Annotated in this window: 23 protein-coding genes; 8 read left to right on the forward strand and 15 right to left on the reverse strand. The window is 62.2% G+C overall.

From position 1 onward, the window contains the following. Positions 1-16 precede the first annotated feature (16 nt). The 7 genes from ACILRC_RS01905 to nagZ all read left to right on the forward strand — a co-directional run bounded on the left by ACILRC_RS01905 (position 17) and on the right by nagZ (position 5,146). The gene (locus tag ACILRC_RS01905) at positions 17-370 is read left to right on the forward strand and encodes a DUF4845 domain-containing protein (RefSeq protein ID WP_395667647.1); all 354 of its coding nucleotides are present in this window, start codon (positions 17-19) and stop codon (positions 368-370) included. Position 371: 1 nt separating this feature from the next. Continuing rightward, positions 372-1,067: a ribonuclease III gene (gene rnc / locus ACILRC_RS01910; protein ID WP_395667648.1), complete on the forward strand. Its 696-nt coding sequence runs from the start codon at positions 372-374 to the stop codon at positions 1,065-1,067. Positions 1,068-1,155: 88 nt separating this feature from the next. Then, the gene (gene era, locus ACILRC_RS01915) at positions 1,156-2,115 is read left to right on the forward strand and encodes a GTPase Era (RefSeq protein WP_395667859.1); all 960 of its coding nucleotides are present in this window, start codon (positions 1,156-1,158) and stop codon (positions 2,113-2,115) included. Further along, positions 2,102-2,854: a DNA repair protein RecO gene (gene recO, locus ACILRC_RS01920; protein WP_395667649.1), complete on the forward strand. Its 753-nt coding sequence runs from the start codon at positions 2,102-2,104 to the stop codon at positions 2,852-2,854. The genes era and recO overlap by 14 nt, the downstream gene beginning before the upstream one ends. 2 nt (positions 2,855-2,856) lie before the next feature. Beyond that, positions 2,857-3,615, forward strand: coding sequence for a pyridoxine 5'-phosphate synthase (locus ACILRC_RS01925; RefSeq protein ID WP_395667650.1), 759 nt, complete (start codon positions 2,857-2,859; stop codon positions 3,613-3,615). 19 nt (positions 3,616-3,634) lie between these two features. Then, positions 3,635-4,036, forward strand: a complete 402-nt coding sequence (gene acpS / locus ACILRC_RS01930) for a holo-ACP synthase (RefSeq protein ID WP_395667651.1) — start codon at positions 3,635-3,637, stop codon at positions 4,034-4,036. A 15-nt stretch (positions 4,037-4,051) separates the two neighbouring features. Continuing rightward, positions 4,052-5,146, forward strand: a complete 1,095-nt coding sequence (nagZ, locus tag ACILRC_RS01935) for a beta-N-acetylhexosaminidase (protein ID WP_395667652.1) — start codon at positions 4,052-4,054, stop codon at positions 5,144-5,146. A 48-nt stretch (positions 5,147-5,194) separates the two neighbouring features. Here the strand turns inward: nagZ and ACILRC_RS01940 are convergent, their stop codons facing one another. The 4 genes from ACILRC_RS01940 to lysS are packed head-to-tail and all read right to left on the reverse strand — an operon-like array spanning position 5,195 to position 8,478. Then, positions 5,195-5,416 carry a hypothetical protein gene (locus tag ACILRC_RS01940; protein WP_395667653.1) on the reverse strand — a complete coding sequence of 74 codons (222 nt, stop codon included), beginning with the start codon at positions 5,414-5,416 and terminating at the stop codon, positions 5,195-5,197. Between the two features lie 56 nt (positions 5,417-5,472). Further along, positions 5,473-5,997 (reverse strand): YgjP-like metallopeptidase domain-containing protein, encoded by a 525-nt coding sequence (locus tag ACILRC_RS01945; protein WP_395667654.1) that lies wholly within the window; start codon positions 5,995-5,997, stop codon positions 5,473-5,475. Between the two features lie 11 nt (positions 5,998-6,008). After that, a complete protein-coding gene (locus tag ACILRC_RS01950; protein ID WP_395667655.1) occupies positions 6,009-6,917 on the reverse strand; it encodes a DMT family transporter in 909 nt (302 codons plus the stop codon). 4 nt (positions 6,918-6,921) lie between these two features. Then, complete coding sequence (lysS, locus tag ACILRC_RS01955; RefSeq protein ID WP_395667656.1) at positions 6,922-8,478, reverse strand: lysine--tRNA ligase; 1,557 nt, start codon at positions 8,476-8,478, stop codon at positions 6,922-6,924. Between the two features lie 124 nt (positions 8,479-8,602). Here lysS and ACILRC_RS01960 point away from each other — a divergent pair, with 124 nt between their 5' ends. Then, positions 8,603-9,169 (forward strand): YggT family protein, encoded by a 567-nt coding sequence (locus tag ACILRC_RS01960; protein ID WP_395667657.1) that lies wholly within the window; start codon positions 8,603-8,605, stop codon positions 9,167-9,169. Here the strand turns inward: ACILRC_RS01960 and accD are convergent. The 11 genes from accD to gltA all read right to left on the reverse strand — a co-directional run bounded on the left by accD (position 9,166) and on the right by gltA (position 22,301). After that, positions 9,166-10,038: an acetyl-CoA carboxylase, carboxyltransferase subunit beta gene (accD, locus tag ACILRC_RS01965; RefSeq protein WP_395667658.1), complete on the reverse strand. Its 873-nt coding sequence runs from the start codon at positions 10,036-10,038 to the stop codon at positions 9,166-9,168. The genes ACILRC_RS01960 and accD overlap by 4 nt on opposite strands. A 37-nt stretch (positions 10,039-10,075) precedes the next feature. Beyond that, a complete protein-coding gene (gene trpA, locus ACILRC_RS01970; protein ID WP_395667659.1) occupies positions 10,076-10,897 on the reverse strand; it encodes a tryptophan synthase subunit alpha in 822 nt (273 codons plus the stop codon). After that, positions 10,894-12,222, reverse strand: a complete 1,329-nt coding sequence (gene trpB, locus ACILRC_RS01975; RefSeq protein WP_395667660.1) for a tryptophan synthase subunit beta — start codon at positions 12,220-12,222, stop codon at positions 10,894-10,896. The genes trpA and trpB overlap by 4 nt, the downstream gene beginning before the upstream one ends. 3 nt (positions 12,223-12,225) lie before the next feature. Continuing rightward, complete coding sequence (locus ACILRC_RS01980; protein WP_395667661.1) at positions 12,226-12,924, reverse strand: phosphoribosylanthranilate isomerase; 699 nt, start codon at positions 12,922-12,924, stop codon at positions 12,226-12,228. A 15-nt stretch (positions 12,925-12,939) separates the two neighbouring features. Further along, positions 12,940-13,722, reverse strand: coding sequence for a tRNA pseudouridine(38-40) synthase TruA (gene truA / locus ACILRC_RS01985; protein WP_395667662.1), 783 nt, complete (start codon positions 13,720-13,722; stop codon positions 12,940-12,942). 43 nt (positions 13,723-13,765) lie between these two features. Next, positions 13,766-15,892, reverse strand: coding sequence for a FimV/HubP family polar landmark protein (locus ACILRC_RS01990; protein WP_395667860.1), 2,127 nt, complete (start codon positions 15,890-15,892; stop codon positions 13,766-13,768). Between the two features lie 409 nt (positions 15,893-16,301). Further along, the gene (asd, locus tag ACILRC_RS01995) at positions 16,302-17,438 is read right to left on the reverse strand and encodes an aspartate-semialdehyde dehydrogenase (RefSeq protein WP_395667663.1); all 1,137 of its coding nucleotides are present in this window, start codon (positions 17,436-17,438) and stop codon (positions 16,302-16,304) included. A gap of 221 nt (positions 17,439-17,659) precedes the next feature. Continuing rightward, positions 17,660-18,727: a 3-isopropylmalate dehydrogenase gene (gene leuB, locus ACILRC_RS02000; RefSeq protein ID WP_395667664.1), complete on the reverse strand. Its 1,068-nt coding sequence runs from the start codon at positions 18,725-18,727 to the stop codon at positions 17,660-17,662. Between the two features lie 38 nt (positions 18,728-18,765). After that, positions 18,766-19,416 (reverse strand): 3-isopropylmalate dehydratase small subunit, encoded by a 651-nt coding sequence (gene leuD, locus ACILRC_RS02005; protein ID WP_395667665.1) that lies wholly within the window; start codon positions 19,414-19,416, stop codon positions 18,766-18,768. 8 nt (positions 19,417-19,424) lie between these two features. Continuing rightward, a complete protein-coding gene (gene leuC, locus ACILRC_RS02010; RefSeq protein WP_395667666.1) occupies positions 19,425-20,891 on the reverse strand; it encodes a 3-isopropylmalate dehydratase large subunit in 1,467 nt (488 codons plus the stop codon). Between the two features lie 99 nt (positions 20,892-20,990). Continuing rightward, complete coding sequence (gene gltA, locus ACILRC_RS02015; protein WP_395667667.1) at positions 20,991-22,301, reverse strand: citrate synthase; 1,311 nt, start codon at positions 22,299-22,301, stop codon at positions 20,991-20,993. Between the last annotated feature and the right edge of the window lie 9 nt (positions 22,302-22,310).

Below are 22,310 nucleotides of genomic sequence, written 5' to 3' on the forward strand. Positions count from 1 at the left end.
TAGTCAGCCTGCAATCATGAGTACCTCATCAAAGTCGAAACAACGGGGAATCTCCTTCTTGGGCCTCCTGTTTGTGGCAGGCCTTGTGGTGTCAGTGACGGTCATCGGCGTGCAGGTCGCGCCAACGGTGGTCGAGTACTTAGCTGTGCAGAAGGCAGTGACTCGGGCTGCAGCGGGCCAGTCGGTGACGGAAGTCCGCGATATTTTTGATAAAGCCGCGGCGGTGGATGGAATCCGGTCTATCGCCGCCAAGGATCTAGATGTCACTAAAGAGGTTGACAAGGTAGTGGTCAGTTTCAGTTACGAGCGTGAGATCCACCTGATGGGGCCCGCTTATTTGACGCTGAAGTACCAAGGCAGCTCGGAATAACGTGGCCGACAGTCTTCTGGAGTTGCAAGACCGCCTCCAACACCGGTTCGCCGACGTGACTTTGCTGTCGCGGGCGCTGACGCACCGCAGCTTTTCAAGCACGCACTACGAACGACTTGAGTTTCTGGGCGACTCGGTGCTCGGACTGGCGATATCCGACCTGGTGTATTCGCGCCTAGGCGCATTACCAGAGGGTGATTTGTCTCGCGTGCGGGCCAACCTAGTCAAGCAAGACACGCTGTGCGCCTTGGCGATGGATCTGGGCTTGGCCGGGGTGCTCAAGCTGGGTGAGGGCGAATTGCGATCGGGTGGCCAAAAGCGCCCGTCTATATTGGCCGACGCGCTAGAAGCGGTCATCGGCGCGGTGTACTTGGACGCTGGCTTTGCCAGTGCGCAGGCGCTGGTCCACCGACTCTTCAACGCGGTGGAGATCAACCCCCAGATGGACGCCATCGGAAAAGACGCCAAGACCGAGCTGCAAGAGTGGCTGCAGGGCAGAAAAATGAAGCTGCCGCAGTACAAGGTCGTGGGTACCATTGGTGCGGCACATAAGCAGAGTTTTGATGTGGAGTGCGAGATTCCCGAACTTCGCCTAGCCGAGCGCGGCATCGGTGGCTCGCGCCGCGCTGCCGAACAGGCCGCCGCCAGCGCGATGCTGCACACCTTGAAATCCAGGACCCACAGTGAACCCACCTAAGCCTAGCAGCACCCGCAAACCGAGCCAGCCGCAGGCGCCAGAGCTGCCCGTTCCCGCGCTTGCTGATGCACAGCCTGACCTGGATAGCATGCTTGAAGGTCTGCTCAAGGGTTCGGCCCGGCGGGCCGATGCGGGCACCCCCAGCGCGGACCAGCGCTGCGGGCTGGTCGCCATCGTGGGCAAGCCCAATGTGGGCAAGTCGACCTTGCTGAATGCCTTGGTCGGCCAAAAAATTAGCATCACGTCGCGCAAGGCGCAAACCACGCGCCACCGCATCACCGGGATGCGCACCCAAGGCGATAAGCAGTTTGTGTTTGTGGACACACCGGGTTTTCAAACGGTGCACAGCAATGCGCTCAATCAATCGCTCAACAAGACGGTGGTGGGCGCGGTGGCCGATGTGGACTTGATTTTGTTCGTGGTGGAGGCCGGCAGTTTCACGCCCGCCGATGCCCGCGTGCTGGCCCTGATCGGTGAAGGTATTCCTACCGTGCTGGTGGCGAATAAGCTCGACAACGTGCACCGTCGTGGCGATATCGCGCCGTGGCTGCAGCAGATGCAGGCCAAGCATGCGTTTACGGAGTTTGTGCCTATGTCGGCCAAAAGCCCCAAAGACGTGGAACGCTTGCTGGCGATATGTGCCAACTTCCTGCCCCAGCAGGCGTGGTGGTACGGCGAAGACGAGCTGACCGACCGCAGTGAAAAGTTTTTGGCCAGCGAGCTGGTGCGCGAAAAACTGTTCCGCCTCACCGGCGACGAGTTGCCTTACACCTCGACGGTGGTGATCGACAAGTTCGAAGAAGAGCCGCCCCAAAAGAAGGGCCAAAAGCGGCTGCTGCGAATCGCCGCCACCATCGTGGTCGAGCGCGATGGTCACAAGGCCATGGTGATTGGCGATAAAGGCGAGCGCATCAAACGCATCGGCATGGAAACCCGGGTCGAGCTGGAAAAGCTGGCTGACGCCAAAGTATTTTTGGAACTGTGGGTCAAGGTGCGCTCGGGCTGGGCCGACGACGAGGCCCGGGTGCGCAGTTTTGGCTACGAGTAAGCGCATAGCGGACGAACCAGCCTATGTGCTGCACCGCTACGACTGGAGCGAAACCAGCCTGATCGTGGAGGTGTTCACCCGCCACCACGGCCGCATCGCGCTGGTGGCCAAGGGCGCCAAGCGCCCCAGCTCCAGCTTTCGTCCGGTGCTCTTGCCCATGCAGCCGCTGCGCCTGGCGTTTGGCGGCGACGCCGAAATCCGCACCCTCAAAAGTGCCGAGTGGCAAGGTGGCCACACGATGCCGCGCGGTGATGCGCTGCTATCAGGCTACTACCTCAACGAGTTGCTCTTGGCCCTCCTGGCCCGGGATGATCCGCACCCGGCCTTGTTCGATATCTACTCCGATGTGGTGCAAGTGATTGCCAGCGAGCACGGCGAGGCGCTGCAGGCCGCCTTGCGGACCTACGAGCTTCTGCTCCTGCGCGAGATTGGGCTCCTGCCCCAGTTGGATGTACAGACCATGACCCTGGCGCCTTTGCAGCCCAGCACCCGCTACACCTTGGTGCCCGAAGGTGGTTTGCGCCATGCGTCTGACGCTGATCGCGCCGCGTTGGATGGCTCTCAGTGGGCGTATTTGCAGGCCGCCTTGGACCTTGGCGCCCCGTTTGCTGCCACGCTGCGGGCCTGTGCCGCCGTGGCGTCCGAACTCAAACCCCAGTTACGCGCCTTGCTGCACTACCATTGCGGCGTTACCACCCTGCGCACCCGCCGGATGATGCTCGACATCCAGGCCCTCTAAGCATGCACAGCCCTTCTACTGCCCTGTCGGTCAATCTCAACAAGGTCGCTTTGGTGCGCAACACGCGCCACCTCGGCATTCCCAGTGTCACCCGCGCAGCGACGTTGTGCCTGGAGGCGGGTGCCAATGGCATCACCGTGCATCCGCGACCCGATGCGCGTCACATCCGCGCCAGCGATGTGGTGGAACTGGCGCAGCTTTTGCAAGACTGGCCGGACCGCGAGTTCAATGTCGAGGGCAACCCGTTTCACAACCTCATGGACTGTGTGAGCGACCTGCGCGCGCGCGGATTGCCGGTGCACCAAGTCACTTTTGTGCCGGATTCAGAAGGCCAGTTCACCAGCGACCATGGTTGGAGTTTTCCCCAGGACACCCAACGCCTGGCCCCGCTGGTTGCGCAGGCCCGCGCGCTGGGCCTGCGGGTCAGCCTGTTCATGGACGCCGAGCCCCAGGCTATGGAAGCGGCCAAGTCGGTGGGTGCCGACCGCGTGGAGTTGTACACCGAGCCTTATGCGGCAGCCTGGGGTGGCGCTGCGCAGGCTGTCCAGCTCCAGCGTTTCGCGCGGGCCGCGCAGGCAGCTCAGGCGGTGGGCCTGGGCGTCAACGCCGGCCACGACTTGAACCGCGACAACCTGGCGGCCTTTGCGCAGCAGGTGCCAAGCGTGCTGGAAGTGTCTATCGGTCACGCGCTGATTGCCGACGCGCTGGAGCTGGGCTACAGCGCCACCATCGCCGCCTACCTGCGGTGTTTGGGCCGCTGAACCGGACGCAGGCGGGCCCGTGATTTACGGTATCGGAACCGATGTTTGCGATGTGCGCCGCATTCGCGCCAGCCTGGACAAGCACGGTGAGCGCTTTGCCGCCAAAGTGCTGTCCGAGCAAGAGTTCAAGACCTGGAAAGCGCGCAGTGCCCGTTGGCCCGAGCGCGGCGTGCGCTACCTGGCCACGCGCTTTAGCGCCAAAGAGTCATTCAGCAAAGCCATCGGGCTGGGCATGCGCATGCCCATGACCTGGAAGCTGTGCGAAGTTGCCAACCAGCCCAGTGGCAAGCCGGTGCTGGTGCTGCATGGCGCCCTCAAAGACTGGTGTGCGCAACGCCACCTGACGACCCACATCACCGTGACCGACGAGACCGACTACGCCGCCAGCTTTTGTGTGGTGGAAGTCGCCAGCGACACCTAAGCCCTCCTTTGCCATATGACCTTCCATGCGCCCTTGATCATTGATATTGCCGCAACCACGCTGAGCAAAGTGGACCGCACACGGCTTAAGCACCCCCTGGTTGGTGGCCTGATCCTGTTTGCGCGCAACTGGCAGAACCGTGCCCAGCTCAGCGCGCTGTGCCAGAGCATCAAACGGATTCGCTCCGACTTGCTGATTTGCGTGGACCACGAAGGTGGTCGGGTGCAACGCTTCAAGACCGACGGATTCACCCACTTGCCGCCCATGCGCGCCTTGGGCGAGATGTGGATGCTGAGCCCCAAGCTCGGCAAAAAGTCCGGACCTCTGGACGCCGCGAACGCCGCCACCGCCTGCGGCTATGTACTGGGCGCCGAACTGCGTGCCTGCGGCGTGGACCTGAGCTTCACGCCGGTGCTGGACCTGGACTACGGCGAGAGTGGCGTGATCGGGGACCGGGCCTTTGCGCGCGACCCGCGCTTGGTGAGTTTGCTGGCCAAGAGCCTGGTGCACGGCCTCTTGCAAAGCGGCATGGCCAATTGCGGAAAGCATTTTCCCGGCCACGGTTTCGTGCGCGCCGATTCGCACACCGAGATCCCGGTGGACCGCCGCAGCCTCAAAGCCATTTTGGCGGACGACTCGGCGCCTTATCGATGGCTTAGCACCGTGTTGCGCAGCGTCATGCCAGCGCATGTCATCTACCCCAAGGTCGACTCCCGCCCTGCGGGTTTTTCGCCAAAGTGGTTGGGGGAGATTTTGCGCGGCCAACTGGGTTTCAACGGTGCGATCTTTAGCGACGATCTGTCCATGGCCGGAGCCCGCCTGATTGACGGACGGCAGGTGAGTTACACCGAGGCGGCGCTGGTGGCGCTCAACGCGGGTTGCGATATGGTGCTCTTGTGCAACCAGTCCACACCCGAGTGCGAAGGCGCGGGTACCGCGGTTGACACACTCATCCAGGGCCTTACCGAAGCGCACCTCAAAGGCCAGTGGTCCGCCAGCGAGGCCAGCGAGGCACGCCGTCAGGCCTTGCTGCCCCAGTGTGAAGCGCTGCCCTGGGACGACCTGATGGTGCACCCCGACTACATGCACGCGCTCGATTGGATTGCCTGACGCAGCGCGGCCCGCAGCGTGCAAAGCCTTGGCACCGACGCCTTGGTGTCAGGGCGAGCGGTGCAGGCGCGGAGCGGAGAGCGCGGCAATTTGGTCAACACAGGCTTCGTCAAGCAGCTTGTGCGGCGGCTTGGACTCGGCTAGCAGCGCGCGCAATTGCTGCACGTCCTTGACGGTCGGAGCGACCTTGATTTGCGCTAGTGCTCCAGCGGTGTTGCCGCTGTGTACCAGTGTAGCGACCTTGTTGGCCCAGATGCTGTGGCGTGCCATGGGGAGGTCCTTTGCAAAAAAGAAGCGGTGAATGGACGGCAGCGTTGCCAACCGCGCTACGCGGCCCACAGCCGCTGCCCTGTGGCCTCAAGGTGTGTCAGATAGACGCGCACCTCAAACTCTAGCTGGTGGTAGTGCGGCTCCATGTGGGTGCAAAGTTGGTAGAACGCTTTGTCATGGTTGCGCTCGCGCAGGTGGGCCAGCTCGTGCACCGCGATCATGCGCAAAAACTCGGCGGGCGTGTCCTTGAACAGCGACGCAATGCGGATCTCGCGCTTGGCCTTGAGCCGCCCGCCTTGCACCCGCGACACCGTGGTGTGCGTTCCCAGCGCGTTGTGCACGACATGCAGCTTGCTGTCATAAACCACTTTGCTGACCACGTCGCCGCCTTGCATGAACTCGGCCTTGATAGCCTGCAAATGCTGGTACAAGGCGCGGTCGGTCCGAACGCCGTGGGCTTGTGGGTATTTGCCCAGCAGCCAGTCACTGGTACGGTTCGCGGCCACCATGCTCTGCACTTGGTGGACGGTGTCTTGCGGGTAGCCCTGCAGGTAGGTCAGAGTGGGGGAGGGGCTTTGCATGGGGTGCTGCGTCAATGCTTGGCCACCCGCATGGCCACCAGGCCCGCAATGGCGATGGTGGCGGCACCGGCAAAGGTGGTGAGTTTGGGCACCTCGGCAAAAAAGAGAAAGCCCCACAGCGGCGCCCACAGGATACCGGTGTATTCAAAGGGGGTAACGACGCTGGTCTTGGCGACCCGGTAGGCATTGGTCAGGAACAAAGTTCCCACCGCAGCGACCACGCCGCAGGCCCCGATGAGCAGTCCGTCAGCCAAGCTGGGCAGCGTCCACGGTCGAACCAGAAATTGCAGACTCGGGTGGTGCGCCGATGTGACGCCCAGCAGCGACAAGGCCACCGCTGCGGCGCCTGCGCCGATCAGGAACACCAGGTTTTGGTAGAAAGCCATCACCGAGGCCACCAGGCTGACGCCCATCTTGCGCGCCATCAACATCGACACGCCGTACAAGGCAGCCGCCAACAGCGACAAAAGCGCTGCTGGCTCAAACAGCCCACTGCCGGGTTGCAGCATGATCAGTACGCCGCCAAAGCCGAGCACCACCGCCGCCCACACCTTCCAGCCCACGCGTTCGCCCAGCACCGGACTGGCTAGGGCGGTTAAGAACAGGGGCACGGTGAAGTACAGCGCCACCGCATCGGCCAGCGGCAAAGCGGGAAACGCCATGTAGTAGGCGGTGTAGGCGCCCAACATGATGGTGGCCCGCAGCACCAGTGCACCGGGTTGGGTCGCCACCAATGCGCGCCAGCCGACCTCCCGCAGCGCCAGCGCCAGCAAAATGGGCACGCCGACACAGGACCGAATAAACACCACTTGGGTCAGCGCATAGGAACCGCTGACCTGCTTGATGATGGCGTCTTGCAGGGAGAAAACGAATACGCCCAGGCACAGATAGGCAATGCCCCGGGCGGACTCGTTGCGCATGCGCTCAGGCTTCGCGGCGCAGGGCAGGGAATAGGATCACGTCGCGGATGCTGGCGCTGTCGGTAAGCAGCATCATCAGCCGGTCGATACCAATGCCACAGCCGCCGGTGGGCGGCATGCCGTACTCCAGGGCACGCACAAAATCGTGGTCGTAGTACATCGCTTCATCGTCGCCGTTGTCTTTGGCGGCCACCTGGGCATGAAATCGCGCGGCCTGGTCTTCGGCGTCATTGAGTTCGCTAAAGCCGTTGCCGAACTCGCGGCCGGTGATGTAGAGCTCAAAACGCTCGGTGACCCCCGGCTTCGTGTCGCTTTCGCGGGCCAATGGCGAAATCTCTACCGGATGCTCGCAGATGAAGGTGGGCTGCCACAGCTTTTCTTCCACCGTTTCCTCGAAGTACAGCACTTGCAGTGCTGCCAGACTGCGGGTGGAGAGTTGATGTTTGGCCTCGGTGAGCCCGAGCTTGCGTAGCGCTTGGACCAGCCACTCGGTGCTGAACACCTGCTCGCCGGCCTCGGTGTACTTTTGGATGGCCTCAACGATGGTGAGGCGCTCAAAGGGCTGGGACAGGTCGACGGGCTTGCCGCCATAGGTCAAATGCAGCGAACCACCGGCCTTGATGGCGGCATCGCGCACCAGTTGCTCGGTGAAGGTCATCAGGTCTTGGTAGTTCCAGTACGCCGCGTAGAACTCCATCATGGTGAACTCGGGGTTGTGGCGCACCGAGATCCCTTCGTTGCGGAAGTTGCGGTTGATCTCGAATACGCGGTCGAAGCCGCCGACGATCAGGCGCTTGAGGTACAACTCGGGCGCAATCCGCAGGAACATCTGCTGGTCCAGCGCGTTGTGGTGGGTGGTGAAGGGCCGGGCATTGGCGCCGCCGGGAATCGGGTGGAGCATGGGGGTTTCCACCTCCAAAAAGCCGTGCTGCACCATGAATTCGCGGATGCCACTGACTGCCTTGCTGCGCGCCACAAAGCGCTTGCGCGAGGCCTCGTCGGTCATCAAGTCGATGTAGCGCTGGCGGTACTTCACCTCCTGGTCGTGAATGCCATGGAACTTGTCAGGCATGGGCCGTAGGCTCTTGGTAAGTAAGCGCACGCGCGTGGCATGGATGGACAGCTCGCCTGTCTTCGTTTTGAACACGGTGCCCTCAGCGGCCACGATGTCGCCCAGGTCCCAATGCTTGAACGCGGCATACAGCTCGGCACCGATGTCTTCGCCCTTGACGTAAATCTGGATGCGCCCACCGCTGCTGCCGAAGGACGCATCTTGCAAGGTGCAAAAGCTGGCCTTGCCCATGACGCGCTTGAGCATCATGCGGCCGGCCACTTTGGCGGTGGCGCCCATGCCAGCCAAAATCTCGGTGGCGTGTGAGTCGAATTGCGCGAACAACTGCTCGGCGGTGTGGCTAGGCTGGTAGTCGTTGGGGAAGGCCACCGCGCCGCCAGCGGCCTGCTGCTGGCGCAGCGCCTTGAGTTTTTCACGGCGCTCCTGCACCAATTGGTTTTCGTCAGCGGGGGCTGCTGCAGGCGCTGCGGGGTGGGTGGGTTCAGACATGCGGTGTTGGGTCCAGGGAGCTCGGGTCCGGAGGTGGAGCAAACCTGAAAACAGCCTGCCCGTAAGCCCCAATTCTAAGAGGGACGCTGCCGCTATCATCCGGCCAGACTTTATCCTCGGCACCATGCTCTACCAAATCGTTTCCCTGCTGCTAGAAGTGGCTGCTGGCATCCTTACCGGCGTGTGCATGCTGCGTTTGTATATGCAACACCAGCGCATTCCGACGTCGGCACGGTCGGGCAACCCCATGGGTCCCTTCATCTTCGCCAGCACCGACTGGCTGGTGCTGCCACTGCGCCGGGTGCTGCCCGCACTGGGCCGCTGGGACACCGCCAGTTTGGTGGCGGCTTGGTTGGCGCAGACCGCGCTCTATGCGCTGCTGTGGCTGATGACAGGTGCGGACACGAATGCGCTGTCGATCGCGGTGATGGCGGTTTTTGGGGTGCTGCGCACGGTGATATCGGGCTTCTCGGGTCTGGTCATCGTGTACGCGGTGCTGTCCTGGGTGCAGACCAGCTCGCACCTCTCGGACTTGCTCGAGCGTTTGGTCGCACCGCCGCTGACCGTCATTCGCAGTGCGGTGCCGCGTTTGGGCGGGATTGACCTGTCGCCTTTGGTGCTGCTTTTGATGTTGCAGGTGGCGACGATTTTGTTGGGCGGGCTCCAGGCCCACGTGCTTGCTGCGCTTTAAAGCACCGCGTCGGCCGGTTGGCGCTGCAGCATCGCCAGCGCCTCGGCGATGGTTTTGCGCAGATCGCGCCGGTCGCTGATGAAGTCAATCGCGCCTTTGGTTTGCAAAAACTCGGCGCGCTGAAAACCTTCGGGCAAGGTCACGCGCACGGTCGACTCGATCACGCGGGGGCCGGCAAAGCCGATGAGCGCCTTGGGTTCGGCAATGACGATGTCCCCCAAAAATGCAAAACCTGCACTCACACCGCCCATGGTCGGATCGGTTAGCACGCTGACGTAGGGCAAGCGTTTTTTTGCAAGACGGGTCAGGGCTGCGTTGGTTTTCGCCATTTGCATCAGACTCAAGAGTCCTTCTTGCATCCGCGCCCCGCCGGTGGCGGTAAAGCAGACAAAGGGCACTTTTTGCTCGACTGCAGCTTCCACGCCACGCACAAAACGCTCGCCCACCACCGAGCCCATACTGCCGCCCATGAATTCAAACTCAAAGCATGCTGCCACCAGGCTGATGCCATGCACTGCACCGCCCATGACCACCAAGGCGTCGGTCTCGCCGGTGTTCTCCAAGGCCTCTTTGAGGCGATCAGGGTACTTGCGGCTGTCCTTGAACTTCAGAGCATCCACCGGCAGCACCTCTTGCCCGATTTCAAAGCGACCTTCGTTGTCCAAAAACACGTCGAGCCGCGCGCGCGCTCCAATGCGGTGGTGGTGGCCGCAGCCGGGACACACGTTTTGGTTTTGCTCGAGGTCGGTTTTGTAAAGCACCGCCTCGCAGCTTGGGCACTTAATCCACAGACCCTCTGGCACGCTGCGGCGCTCGGTCGGGTCGGTGTGCTGAATCTTCGGTGGCAGCAGTTTCTCAAGCCAGCTCATAGGTGTTCTCCAGGCGTGCGGTGCAGTATTGGCGTGATTATGAGTCCAGCGCGGTGCGAATTTCTTGCAGGAAGTCGCGCGCAGTGCCAGCCACCATGTCGCGCGGCTGATGCTCCAGCAACTGGATGATTTTGCTGCCGATCACTACTGCATCTGATACCTTGGCGATGGTATTGGCAGTTGCCGCGTCGCGGATGCCAAAGCCCACGCCCACAGGCACGCGGATGTGCGCCCGAATGCGCGGCAGCATGGCCTCGACCGAGGCGGTGTCCAGCGCCCCCGAGCCGGTGACGCCTTTGAGGGACACGTAGTACACATAGCCGCTGGCGACCTTGGCGATCTGCGCCATGCGCGCGTCGGTGCTGGTGGGGGCCAGCAAAAAAATCAAATCCAGTCCGTGCGCGCGCAGGTTGCTTGCAAACGCTTCGCACTCCTCAGGTGGATAGTCCACGATGAGCACGCCGTCCACGCCCGCTGCGGCTGCGTCGCGCACGAAGGCGCTTTGCACATTCGGCGCGGCGTGTTTCTGGTCGTAGCGTTCCACCGGGTTGGCATAACCCATCAGCACCACGGGCGTGGCGGTATCTTCCTTGCGAAAACTGCGCACCATGTCCAGCACCTGGGCCAGGCCAATGCCAAAGGCCAGCGCCCTGTCCCCGGCGCGCTGGATGACCGGACCGTCGGCGCTGGGGTCCGAAAACGGCACGCCGAGTTCGATGATGTCCGCGCCGCCGGTCACCATCGCGTGCATCAGTTCGGGCGTGACATCGGCAAACGGATAGCCGGCGGTGACGTACGGGATCAGGGCCTTGCGTTGCTGGCTGTGCAAGCGCTCCAGTGTGGCTGTGATACGGCTCATGCCTTGGCTCCCGCGGCGGTGTGGGCTGTGATGCTGTCAACCAACGTGATGGGACGCTCCAGCACCACGCCACCCTTGACCGACTGGCCTTGGCAGCTGGGGCGGCAAAAGAAGTCACCGTTGCTTAGGTCGGCCACTGTGCCTATGTCTTTGTCACCCCGGCCGGACAGGTTCACCAGTATCGACTGGTCAGGCCGCATCGTCTTGGCCAGTTGCATCGCGTGGGCCACGGCATGGCTGGACTCCAGCGCCGGGATGATGCCTTCGGTGCGGCACAGGTAGTGAAACGCATCCAGCGCCTGCGCGTCGGTCACGCCCACGTACTCGGCGCGGCCGATGTCGTGCAAGAACGCGTGCTCTGGTCCGACCCCAGGGTAATCCAGGCCGGCGCTGATGCTGTGGGTTTCGGTGACCTGGCCGTTGTCATCTTGCAGCACATAGGTACGGTTGCCATGCAGCACTCCGGGGCTACCGCGCTGGATGGAGGCCGAGTGTTTGCCGCTGTCCATGCCTTCGCCGGCGGCTTCCACGCCGATCAACCGGGTGGCATCGTGCTGGATGTAGGGGTAAAAAATGCCCATGGCATTGGAGCCGCCGCCCACACAGGCGATCACCGCGTCGGGCTGGCTGTGCTTAACACCTGCCATGGCCAGCATCTCGGGCATTTGCATCAGGCACTCGTTGCCAATGACGCTTTGGAAGTCCCGCACCATCATGGGGTAGGGGTGCGGTCCGGCGACGGTACCAATGATGTAGAAAGTGTTGTCCACATTGGCAACCCAGTCGCGCATGGCTTCGTTCAACGCATCTTTGAGGGTGCGGCTGCCCGATTCAACCGGCACCACTGTGGCACCCAGCAGCTTCATGCGGTACACATTGGGGCTTTGGCGCTTGACGTCTTCGCTGCCCATGTAGACCACGCATTCCAGTCCGTAGCGGGCGCAGATCGTGGCGGTCGCCACGCCGTGCTGGCCCGCGCCGGTCTCGGCGATCACGCGCGGCTTGCCCATGCGCTTGGCCAGCATCGCCTGGCCGATGGTGTTGTTTATCTTGTGCGCGCCGGTGTGGTTGAGGTCCTCGCGCTTGAGGAAGATTTGCGCCCCACCCATCTCGCGGCTCATGCGCGCTGCGTGGTACACGGGGGAGGGGCGGCCTACAAAGTGCGCCAGTTCGGATTGGAACTCGGCCAGAAAGGCGGGGTCGTGCTGGTACTTGGCGTAGGCATCTTTGAGTTCGTTGATGGCATGCGTCAGCGTCTCAGAGACGAAGCTGCCGCCGTAGCGGCCAAAGTGGCCGCTGACATCGGGTTGCTGGTAAGCGTACATGGTTCAGGTTCCTGCAAGGCGTTGGTCGGCTGCTCGAACGGCAGCGACGAACTGGTTGATTTTTTTGGGGTCTTTGATGCCCCTGCGGGGGTTGCCGCTGGCGTCCACCGCTTCGACCCCCGAGCTGACATCGACGGCCAGCGATTTACAGCGCGGCCGGATCTGGGCGATACCGTCGCCCACGTTTGCAGAGTCGAGTCCACCACTCAAGACGAGGTGAGCGTTGACGCTTGGAGGAAGCAGTGACCAATTGAACACCTTGCCGCCGCCGCCATAACCCTCGACGTGCGCATCGAGCAATAGGGCTTGGGCGTTTGGAAATCGTTGCGCATATTCTATGAGGTCGAACTGGGGAGCCTCCGCCCCCAAGGGAATGCGCGCGGCCCGCAGATAAGGGCGGCTTGCGGCACGGGCAGCGGCCTCGCATTGCGCGGCTGTTTCGTCTCCATGGAACTGCAAGGTGGCACCGGGCACCAGGGCGCAGGCGGCGGTGACCTCGGCCACACTGAAATTCACACACAGCAGCACCGGAGTGACAAAAGCTGGCAGGCGGCGGGCGAGTTCGCCAGCACGCGCGGGGCTGACACAGCGTGGACTTTTGGCATAGAGCACAAAGCCGATGGCGTCGGCACCGGCGGCTACGGCGGCGTCCAGATCGCTCTCGCGGGTGAGTCCACAGATTTTGATGCGGGTTCTTGTCATGGTGTGTCTACGGGTTCAAGGCAGGCCATCGTACGCTGGTGTGCGCTCCGGCATGCCCCACTGCGGCTCGTAGCGCGGCCCCAAAAAGTACAAGCCATCGGGTGAGAAGGTGGGGGCAGCAGCTTTGCGATCGCGCGCCGCCAGTACCTCGGCCATCCACGACACTGGCTTGGCCCCTTGGCCGATTTGGACCAGGCAGCCCATGATGTTGCGGATCATGTGGTGCAAAAACGCATTGGCCTCGAACTCGATACGCCAGTACGCGCCGCGTTTGGCCAGATCGATGGCCAGCATCTTCTTGACTGGGCTTAAGGCCTGGCATTGCGAGGCCCGAAAGGAACTGAAATCGTGCTCGCCCAGCAGCACATCAGCGGCGGCCCGCAAGGCGTCAGGGTCTAAGGGTCGAAAGGTCCAGCCCACCCGTCCGATTTCAACGCTGGGGCGAATCGGCGACTCCAGCAACACGTAAGCGTAGCGTCGGCTGGTGGCGCAGGCCCGGCAGTGAAAGCCGTCCCTGGTGGGCATGGCCCACTGGACCGCGATGTCGCGGGGCAGGTTGGCGTTGGTTCCACGAATCCACGCATAGGGCGTTCGGTCCCGCGTGGTGTCAAAGTGCACGACTTGCATCAGCGCGTGTACACCGGCATCGGTGCGGCCAGCGCAGACGGTGGAGATCTTTTGGTCGGTGAAACTTCCCAGCGCCAGCTCAAGCCGGTCTTGCACGGTCAGGCCCGAGGCCTGACTTTGCCAACCCTGGTAGTTCTGGCCGTTGTAACTCAGGCCGAGTGCCACTCTCATTGCGCGTGCGTCATGCGTTGAACAGCCGGCGCGGGCCGGCGGTTCAGCTCAGTGTGGCCCGTGCGCGTTCGGCCTTGGCCTTGAGCGCGCCGGAGGACTCGGCCAGCACCTCGTCAATCAGGGCACGGGCGCCATCAGAGTCCCCGATGGACAAGAACTCTTCGGCCAGCGCCAGCTTGGTTTCAAGGGGGTCTTCGCTATCGCCAGACGGGTTACTGGAGTTGGGGGCGACGTCCAAGTCCAAGGACCCCAAGTCAAACTCCAGCATGCCGTCTTCTTCCGAACCATCTGCTGCGCGTGCCTGTGTGTCTTGCGGTGCTACATGGGGTACTGGCACTGGCACTGGCGCTGGCGCTGGCGCTGGTGGCGCACTGGGCAGGGTTGGCTCGCTTGGCGCAGTGTTTAGGCTGGGTGCGATCAGACCTGGCTGCTGGTCGGGCACAGGAGGGGTGACAGTTTCAGCTGGTTTGGTGGTCGCTGGCTCTTCCAGGTCCAGGTTGAGGTCAAAGTCCAGATAGGGGTCTTTCTCAGGTTCTGTCGTCGCACTCGGGCTGGCTGGTTCGATACGCTGTTCAACCACAGGGGCAGTCGTTTGGACCGGCTCCACTTGGGGTGCGCGTGCGGATTCAGGTGCGGGTTCAGGTTCGGGCTGCGCGGCAACAATGGCGGCAGGCGCAGCTCCAGGCGCGTGGTAGAGCGGGTTTTCCGGGTCGATGGAGCGGCCCATTTCGCAAGCGTTGGACCACTCCAGGGTCCCTACACCGCTCAGCTGGAGAACCTGCAGGGCCCGAGAATGAAAGCCACTGACGTCGCGCCGCTTGCACAGGATTTCAAGCAGCTTCATGTGAATGGCTAGGCGCTGCGGTTGGTCGCGCAGTGCCTGCTTCAGTATTTCCTGTGCCTGTAAATCGCGTCCATAGGCCAGGTACACCTCTGCCTCTGCAATCGGATCTACCTCGTCTACGGGATCGAGTGGACTGGCGCTGGGTGGCAGCGCGCTTGCAGCGCTTTCAGGAACGTTGTCGGGAGCTGCCTCTTCTTCTCGATGGACCATAGGTGCAAGGGGTGCCTGGGGACTTTGCTCGACGTGGTCCAACGGTGTGGTGCGCCGCCTGCGGCTCGCCTGCATGTACAGGCCGACCCCGACCAAAACGGTGACCAGGCCCACCAACGCGCCGGGCACCCAAGGGTCCGCCAGCATCTCGTCGAGGATGCCCCGGGCCTTGGTTGGCGCAGCCGCAGGGGCGGGCGCCGTCGCAGCGCTTTCAACTGTTACGGCGGCAGCGGCTTGGGAGGTCACCTGCGCTGGTGCGCTGGCCGCAACACTGACAGGCGGGGGTGCGGTACCAGCCGATACCGTAGAAAGCTTCTTGAGATCATCGACGTTGCGCTCCAATTCGGCAGCACGTGCGGCGGCCTCCTTATCTGCCAGCTCCTTGGCCAAGTCCACGCCTTGGGCCGCTTTTGCTATGGCCGCTTTGGAGAGTGTGAGCCGATCGGGAGTGCCGGTCGACGCAGCGGGGTTTTGATTTACTGCCTCCACTTTGCCACCAGCCTCGCGGCTGGCGGCCTTGACGTTGGCCTCTGGTGCCTGGCCTGCCAAGTCACGGCGAAATGCGTCGAACTCCCGACTTTGCGCAAGGATGATTTGGCTGGCCTGCTCTGGGGGCACAGCCCGTGCCTGTGCATCGTTGGGTAGATTTAAAACCGAGCCTGCCAGCAGCCTGTTGACGTTGTTGTCAATAAATGCTTCCGGATTGGCCTGCACTAGCGCGACCAGCATTTGGTCCCTTGTCACATCGGCGGGCTTGGACTGCATTGCGATACGGCCCGCTGAGTCGCCAGCTTTCACCGTGACTTGGCCAGCGCGTGCGGCGTTAGAAGACTGCGCGCCAGCCACACGCGGGGCTGCGGAAGCCGGTGTGGGCGTGGGCGTGGGGTTAGCAGCAGGTGGCGTGACGGCCGGTGCAGTTTTTGGCAACACCGGCGCCGCTGCTCTAAGAGAAGGTGGATCGAGCAACAAGGTGTAGTAGCGCACCACCCGCCCGGCAGACCAACTGGCTTCCAACAGCAGATCCAGGAAGGGGTCAGTGACGGCGCGCTCGCTCGTGATCAGGATAAAAGAGCGCCCATCGGCGCGCTGCACCAAGTTCGCCCGCACGCCTGACATCAAGGCGTTGTAATCAAGTCCCGCTGCAGCGAAAGCATTTTGTGAGGCGACGTTGGCTCGAAGCGTTGCAGCATCGTCGGCACCCAAGTCTGAAACTTCAATTTCAGCGCGAAGCGGCTCCCCGATGGCTGACTGAATCGCAATGCGCCCTAAAGAAAGAGCGTGGGCTTCGGTTGCAGCAACGAACGCCGCGCAAACCGCTAACGCAACCAGGGCCGTTTTATGCCAACGGTGTAACTGAAGAGTCAAAGCTATAGCCTCCGGTGGTCAGCAGATCGCCTGTTCGGTGCACACCCGGCACCGCTAGCCCTGACGCAAAAACAAAAAAAACACCATAACACCATTGCCCAGCACTGACAAGCCAGACGCTGGGTGCCTGGAGAGGGCCCTGCAGCACCGGCTGCAGCGCTTACGAATCCAACAATATTCTCAGCATCCGGCGCAAGGGCTCGGCAGCGCCCCATAGCAACTGATCGCCGATGGTAAACGCACCTAAGTACTCTGGCCCCATCGCCAGCTTGCGGATGCGGCCTACCGGGATGGTCATCGTCCCTGTGACGGCAACTGGCGTCAGATCGCGCAGAGTTGCCTCGCGGGTGTTCGGCACCACTCTGACCCATTCGTTGTCAGCAGCAATCATGGCCTCTATATCGGTCAATGGGACGTCTTGCTTGAGTTTGAATGTCAGCGCTTGGCTGTGGCAACGCATTGCCCCCACCCGGACACAAAAGCCGTCGACTGGAGTCTCGGGGCGACCGAAAGCGGGTCCCTGACCGAGGATTTTGTTGGCCTCTGCCATGCCTTTCCACTCTTCTTTGGACATGCCGTTTCCCAGATCCTTGTCAATCCAGGGAATCAGCGAACCACCCAAGGGCACCCCAAAATGCGCGGTCTCCGAGGCGCTCAGGCTACGTTGCTTGCCGATGACTTTGCGGTCGATCTCCAGAATGGCGCTCTTGGGGTCGGCCAGCATGGCCTGGACCTCGCCGTACAAACTGCCGTACTGGGTCAGCAATTCACGCATGTGCTGCGCTCCGCCGCCCGAGGCTGCTTGGTAGGTCTGGGTGCTCATCCATTCCACTAAGCCGGCTTTGTAGAGCGCGCCCACGCCCATGAGCATGCAGCTCACGGTGCAGTTTCCGCCCACCCAGTTCTTGCCGCCCTTGGACAAGGCGTTTTGGATGACGGGCAGGTTCACCGGGTCGAGGATGATGATGGCGTCGTCCTGCATGCGCAGGGTGGAGGCGGCATCGATCCAGTGGCCTGACCAGCCGGCGGCGCGCAGCTTGGGGAAGACCTCGGTGGTGTAGTCGCCACCTTGGGCGCTGATGATGATGTCGCAGCTCCGCAGCGCGTCGACATCCAAGGCATCGCGCAAGGTGGTCTCGTTTTTGGCCATTGCCGGGGCCTTGCCACCGGCATCAGAGGTGGAGAAGAACACGGGCTCGATGAGCGCGAAGTCGCCTTCTTCTTGCATGCGGTCCATCAGCACCGAGCCGACCATGCCGCGCCAGCCCACCAAACCTACACGATTGCCTACTTTCATTGCTTTGCCCTTTCAGATGTTGGATCGATACGATTTGAATCTGCCCGGCTCGTCTGCCGGGTGGGCGCGACGAACCGGGCTGCGTTAGCCGGTAATGGTTTTCTTGGTGGTGGCGACAGACGCCACCGGCACGCATCCGCGCGCACCCACGGCCGCATCCGCGCGGCGGGCTGGGGTGGCTGGGGCGTGTGATTGCATGGCTTGGATTCTAAGCGGCAAGATTACAGGGCCTTGACAACCGCGTCGCCCATTTGCGCTGTGGACACCCGGGTGCACCCCGCGCTGTAGATATCGGCGGTGCGCAAGCCCTGTTCAAGGACCCGCGCCACTGCCGCTTCGATGCGCAGCGCCGCAGCTTCCTGGTTGAGGCTAAAGCGCAGCATCATGGCAGCACTCAGTATGGTTGCCAGTGGGTTGGCAATGCCTTTTCCGGCGATGTCGGGTGCGCTGCCGTGGCTGGGTTCGTACAGCCCTTGGTTGCTGGCGTTCAGGCTGGCCGAGGGCAGCATGCCGATGGAGCCGGTCAACATCGAGGCTTCGTCGGACAGGATGTCGCCAAACATATTGCCGGTGACCACCACGTCAAAGGACTTGGGCGCTTTGACCAACTGCATGGCGGCGTTGTCCACGTACATGTGCTGCAACTCCACATCCGGGTACTGCAGACCCACCTCGGTGACCACGTCCTTCCAGAACTGGAAGGTTTCCAGCACATTGGCTTTGTCAACGCTGGTCACTTTTTTGTTGCGCTTGCGGGCGGCAGTAAACGCGAAATGGGCAATGCGCTCAATCTCCGGGCGGCTGTAGCGCATGGTGTCAAACGCTTCCTCGGCGCCAGGAAAGTGCCCATCCACAGCAGTGCGCCTGCCACGGGGTTGGCCGAAGTAAATGTCGCCGGTGAGCTCGCGGATGATGAGAATGTCCAAGCCAGCCACCAACTCCGGCTTGAGGCTGGACGCAGACACCAGTTGCGGGTAGCAAATGGCTGGGCGAAAGTTGGCAAACAGGCCGAGGTTTTTTCGCAAACCCAAGATGGCTTGCTCTGGCCGAAGGGAGCGCTCCAGGGTGTCGTACTTCCAGTCGCCGACTGCGCCGAACAGCACTGCATCCGAGTCTTTGGCCAAGTCCAGCGTGGCCGGTGGCAACGGGTGGCCATGCACCTCGTAGGCGGCACCACCAACCAGCGCGGTCTCCATCGCCAGGGGCAAGGACAAGGCCTTAAGCACCTTGACGGCCTCGGCCACGATTTCGGTTCCGATGCCGTCACCAGGTAGGACTGCGATTTTCATAATGGGTTGCTGTGGGTGAGAGGGTGAGGTGTCCGTGTTCAGGTCTGCAGGGTGCGCGCCAGCCAAGGCCTTTGGGCCAGCCGCTGTGACTCAAAGGCCCGTATCTTGTCGGCGTGCCGCAGCGTCAGGCCGATGTCGTCCAGGCCGTTGATGAGGCAGTATTTCCGAAACGCTTCCACCTCAAAGGCAATGGCGTCACCCTGGGGCTTGACGATGACTTGCCGCTCCAAGTCGATGGTGAGCTGGTAGCCCACGAATGCCAGCGCATCGTTGAACAACTGGTCCACCTGCGTTTCGCTGAGCACGATGGGCAGCAAGCCGTTCTTGAAGCTGTTATTGAAAAAAATGTCTGCATAGCTGGGCGCAATGATGGCGCGAAAGCCGTACTGGTCCAGCGCCCAAGGCGCGTGTTCGCGTGAGGAGCCGCACCCAAAGTTCTTGCGCGCCAGCAGCACCGAGGCACCTTGGTAGCGCGGCTGGTTGAGCACAAAGTCGGGGTTAGGGCGACGGCTGTTGGGGTCCTGCCCCGGGTAGCCCGCGTCCAAATAACGCCACTCGTCGAACAGGTTCTCACCGAAGCCCGTCTTGCGGATGGACTTGAGAAACTGCTTGGGGATGATGGCGTCGGTGTCCACGTTCTCGCGGTCCATCGGGGCCACGATACCGGTGTGTTGGGTAAAGGATTTCATAGCGTTACCTAACTGAACTTGCGCACATCGACGAAATGGCCATGCACTGCGGCGGCCGCGGCCATGGCGGGGCTCACCAAGTGGGTGCGTCCACCGGCGCCTTGGCGGCCCTCAAAGTTGCGGTTGCTGGTCGATGCGCAGCGCTCACCGGGTTCGAGCCGGTCGGCGTTCATGGCCAGGCACATGGAGCAACCGGGCTCGCGCCACTCGAAGCCCGCCGCTTTAAAAATCTCGTGCAAACCTTCGCGCTCGGCCTGCTCTTTGACCAGCCCGGAGCCTGGCACCACCATCGCGAGCTTGATGTTTTTGGCCACACGCTGCCCCAATGTCTTGACCACTGCTGCCGCTTCGCGCATGTCCTCGATGCGGCTGTTGGTGCAAGAGCCAATGAACACCTTGTCGACAAAGATGTCGTTCAGCGCCTTGCCCGGTTGCAAGCCCATGTACGTCAAAGCGCGCTCAATGGCGCCGCGCTTATTGGCATCGCGCTCCTTGTCCGGGTCGGGCACGCTGCCGTCAATGCCCAGCACCATCTCGGGTGAGGTGCCCCAGGTCACTTGCGGCGCAATCTGTTCAGCCTGTAACTCGACCACCGCATCGAAATGGGCATCGGGGTCGGAGAACAAGGTGCGCCAGTTGGCCACCGCTTGCTCCCACTCCACGTCGGCCGGGGCAGTACCTGGACCCAGCGCATGGCCGGGCGCGAGGGGGCGGCCCTTGATGTAGTCGACGGTCTTGTCATCCACCGCCACCAAACCTGCACGCGCACCGGCTTCGATGGCCATGTTGCACACCGTCATGCGGCCTTCCATGCTCAAGGCACGGACGGTCGAACCGCCAAACTCGATGGTGTAACCGGTCCCGCCTGCGGTGCCAATCTTCCCAATGATGGCCAGCACGATGTCTTTGGCCGAGCAGCCTTTTTGCAGCACGCCCTCCACCTGGATGAGCATGTTCTTGGCCTTTTTCGCCAGCAGGGTTTGGGTGGCCAGAACGTGCTCCACCTCGCTGGTGCCAATGCCGTGGGCCAATGCCCCAAACGCGCCGTGGGTGGAGGTGTGGGAGTCGCCACACACGACGGTCATGCCCGGCAGGGTGGCACCGTTCTCCGGCCCGATCACGTGCACGATACCTTGGCGCTTGGACAGAAAGGGAAAGTACGCCGCCGAGCCGAACTCCCGGATGTTGGCGTCCAAGGTGATGACCTGCTCTTTGCTGGTGGGGTCGGTGATACCGTCATAGCCACGTTCCCAGCCGGTGGTGGGGGTGTTGTGGTCGGCGGTGGCTACCACCGAGCTGGTCCGCCACACTTTGCGCCCCGCCACTCGCAAACCTTCGAAGGCCTGGGGGCTGGTGACTTCGTGCACTAGGTGGCGGTCGATGTACAAAACTGCGGTTCCGTCGTCTTCGGTGTGGACAACGTGGTCGTCCCAGAGCTTGTCGTACAGGGTGCGGCCCCGTGTGTGTGCATCCATGCTGTGTGTCCGGTAGTGTTTGGGCGGTCTGCGATTTTATGCGCCCAAAAAAGCAAACCCGCCTGTGTCGCCCCAGGCGGGTTGCTGCGCTGGGCTGGCTTAGCGTTGAGCGATGGGCAGCACGTCACGCTTGGCAGAGCCGGTGAACAGCTGGCGCGGGCGGCCGATCTTGTACTCTGGATCGCCAATCATCTCGTTGAGCTGTGCAATCCAGCCTACCGTGCGGGCCAAGGCAAAGATGGCGGTGAACAGGCTCACCGGGATGCCGATGGCGCGTTGGACGATGCCCGAGTAGAAGTCCACATTGGGGTAGAGCTTGCGCTGCACAAAGTAGTCGTCTTCCAAAGCGATTTTTTCCAGCGCCATGGCCAGCTTGAACAGCGGGTCGTTCTCCAAGCCCAAGGCCATGAGCACCTCTTTGCAGGTTTCTTGCATGAGCTTGGCTCGGGGGTCGTAGTTTTTGTAGACGCGGTGGCCAAAGCCCATCAGCTTGACGTGGGAGTTTTTGTCTTTGACCTGGTTCATGAACTCGCCCACTTTGCCGATGCCACCCATGCGCTGGATGTCTTCGAGCATGTTCAGGCAGGCCTCATTGGCACCGCCGTGCGCCGGGCCCCACAGGCAAGCCACGCCAGCGGCAATGGCAGCAAACGGGTTGGTGCCCGACGATCCACACAGCCGCACCGTGGAGGTGGACGCGTTTTGCTCGTGGTCGGCATGCAAGATGAAGATGCGGTCCAAGGCGCGCTCGATCACCGGGTTGACGTGGTAATCCTCGCACGGGGTGGCGAACATCATGCGCAAGAAGTTGCCCGAGTAGCTCAATGAGTTCTTGGGGTACATGTAGGGCTGGCCAGCGCTGTACTTGTAGGCCATGGCCACCAAGGTGGGCATCTTGGCGATTAGGCGAATGGCGGAGATCTCGCGGTGCTCGGGGTTATTGATGTCGGTGCTGTCGTGGTAGAAGGCCGACAGCGCGCCCACCAGCCCGGTCATGATGGCCATGGGGTGCGCGTCGCGCCGAAAGCCGCGCAGGAAAAACTGCATTTGTTCGTTGACCATCGTGTGGTTGGTCACGCGCTTGGTGAAGTCTGCTTTGCCAGCGGCGTCCGGCAGATTGCCGTAGAGCAGCAAGTGGCAGGTTTCCATGAAGTCGCATTGCGTTGCCAGCTGCTCGATGGGGTAGCCGCGGTACAACAACTCGCCTTTGTCACCATCGATGTAGGTGATCGCCGATTGGCACGAGGCAGTGGAGAGAAACCCCGGGTCGTAGGTGAACATGCCGGTTTGCGCATAGAGCTTACGGATGTCGAGCACCTCGGGACCGACGCTGCCCTGGTACACCGGCAGGTCCACGCTCGGGGTGCCGTTGCTGAACGAAAGAGTAGCCTTGTTATCCGCCAGTTTCATTTTTTGCCT

It is taken from the genome of Rhodoferax sp., assembly GCF_044236835.1.
Classification (GTDB): Bacteria; Pseudomonadota; Gammaproteobacteria; order Burkholderiales; family Burkholderiaceae_C; genus Allorhodoferax.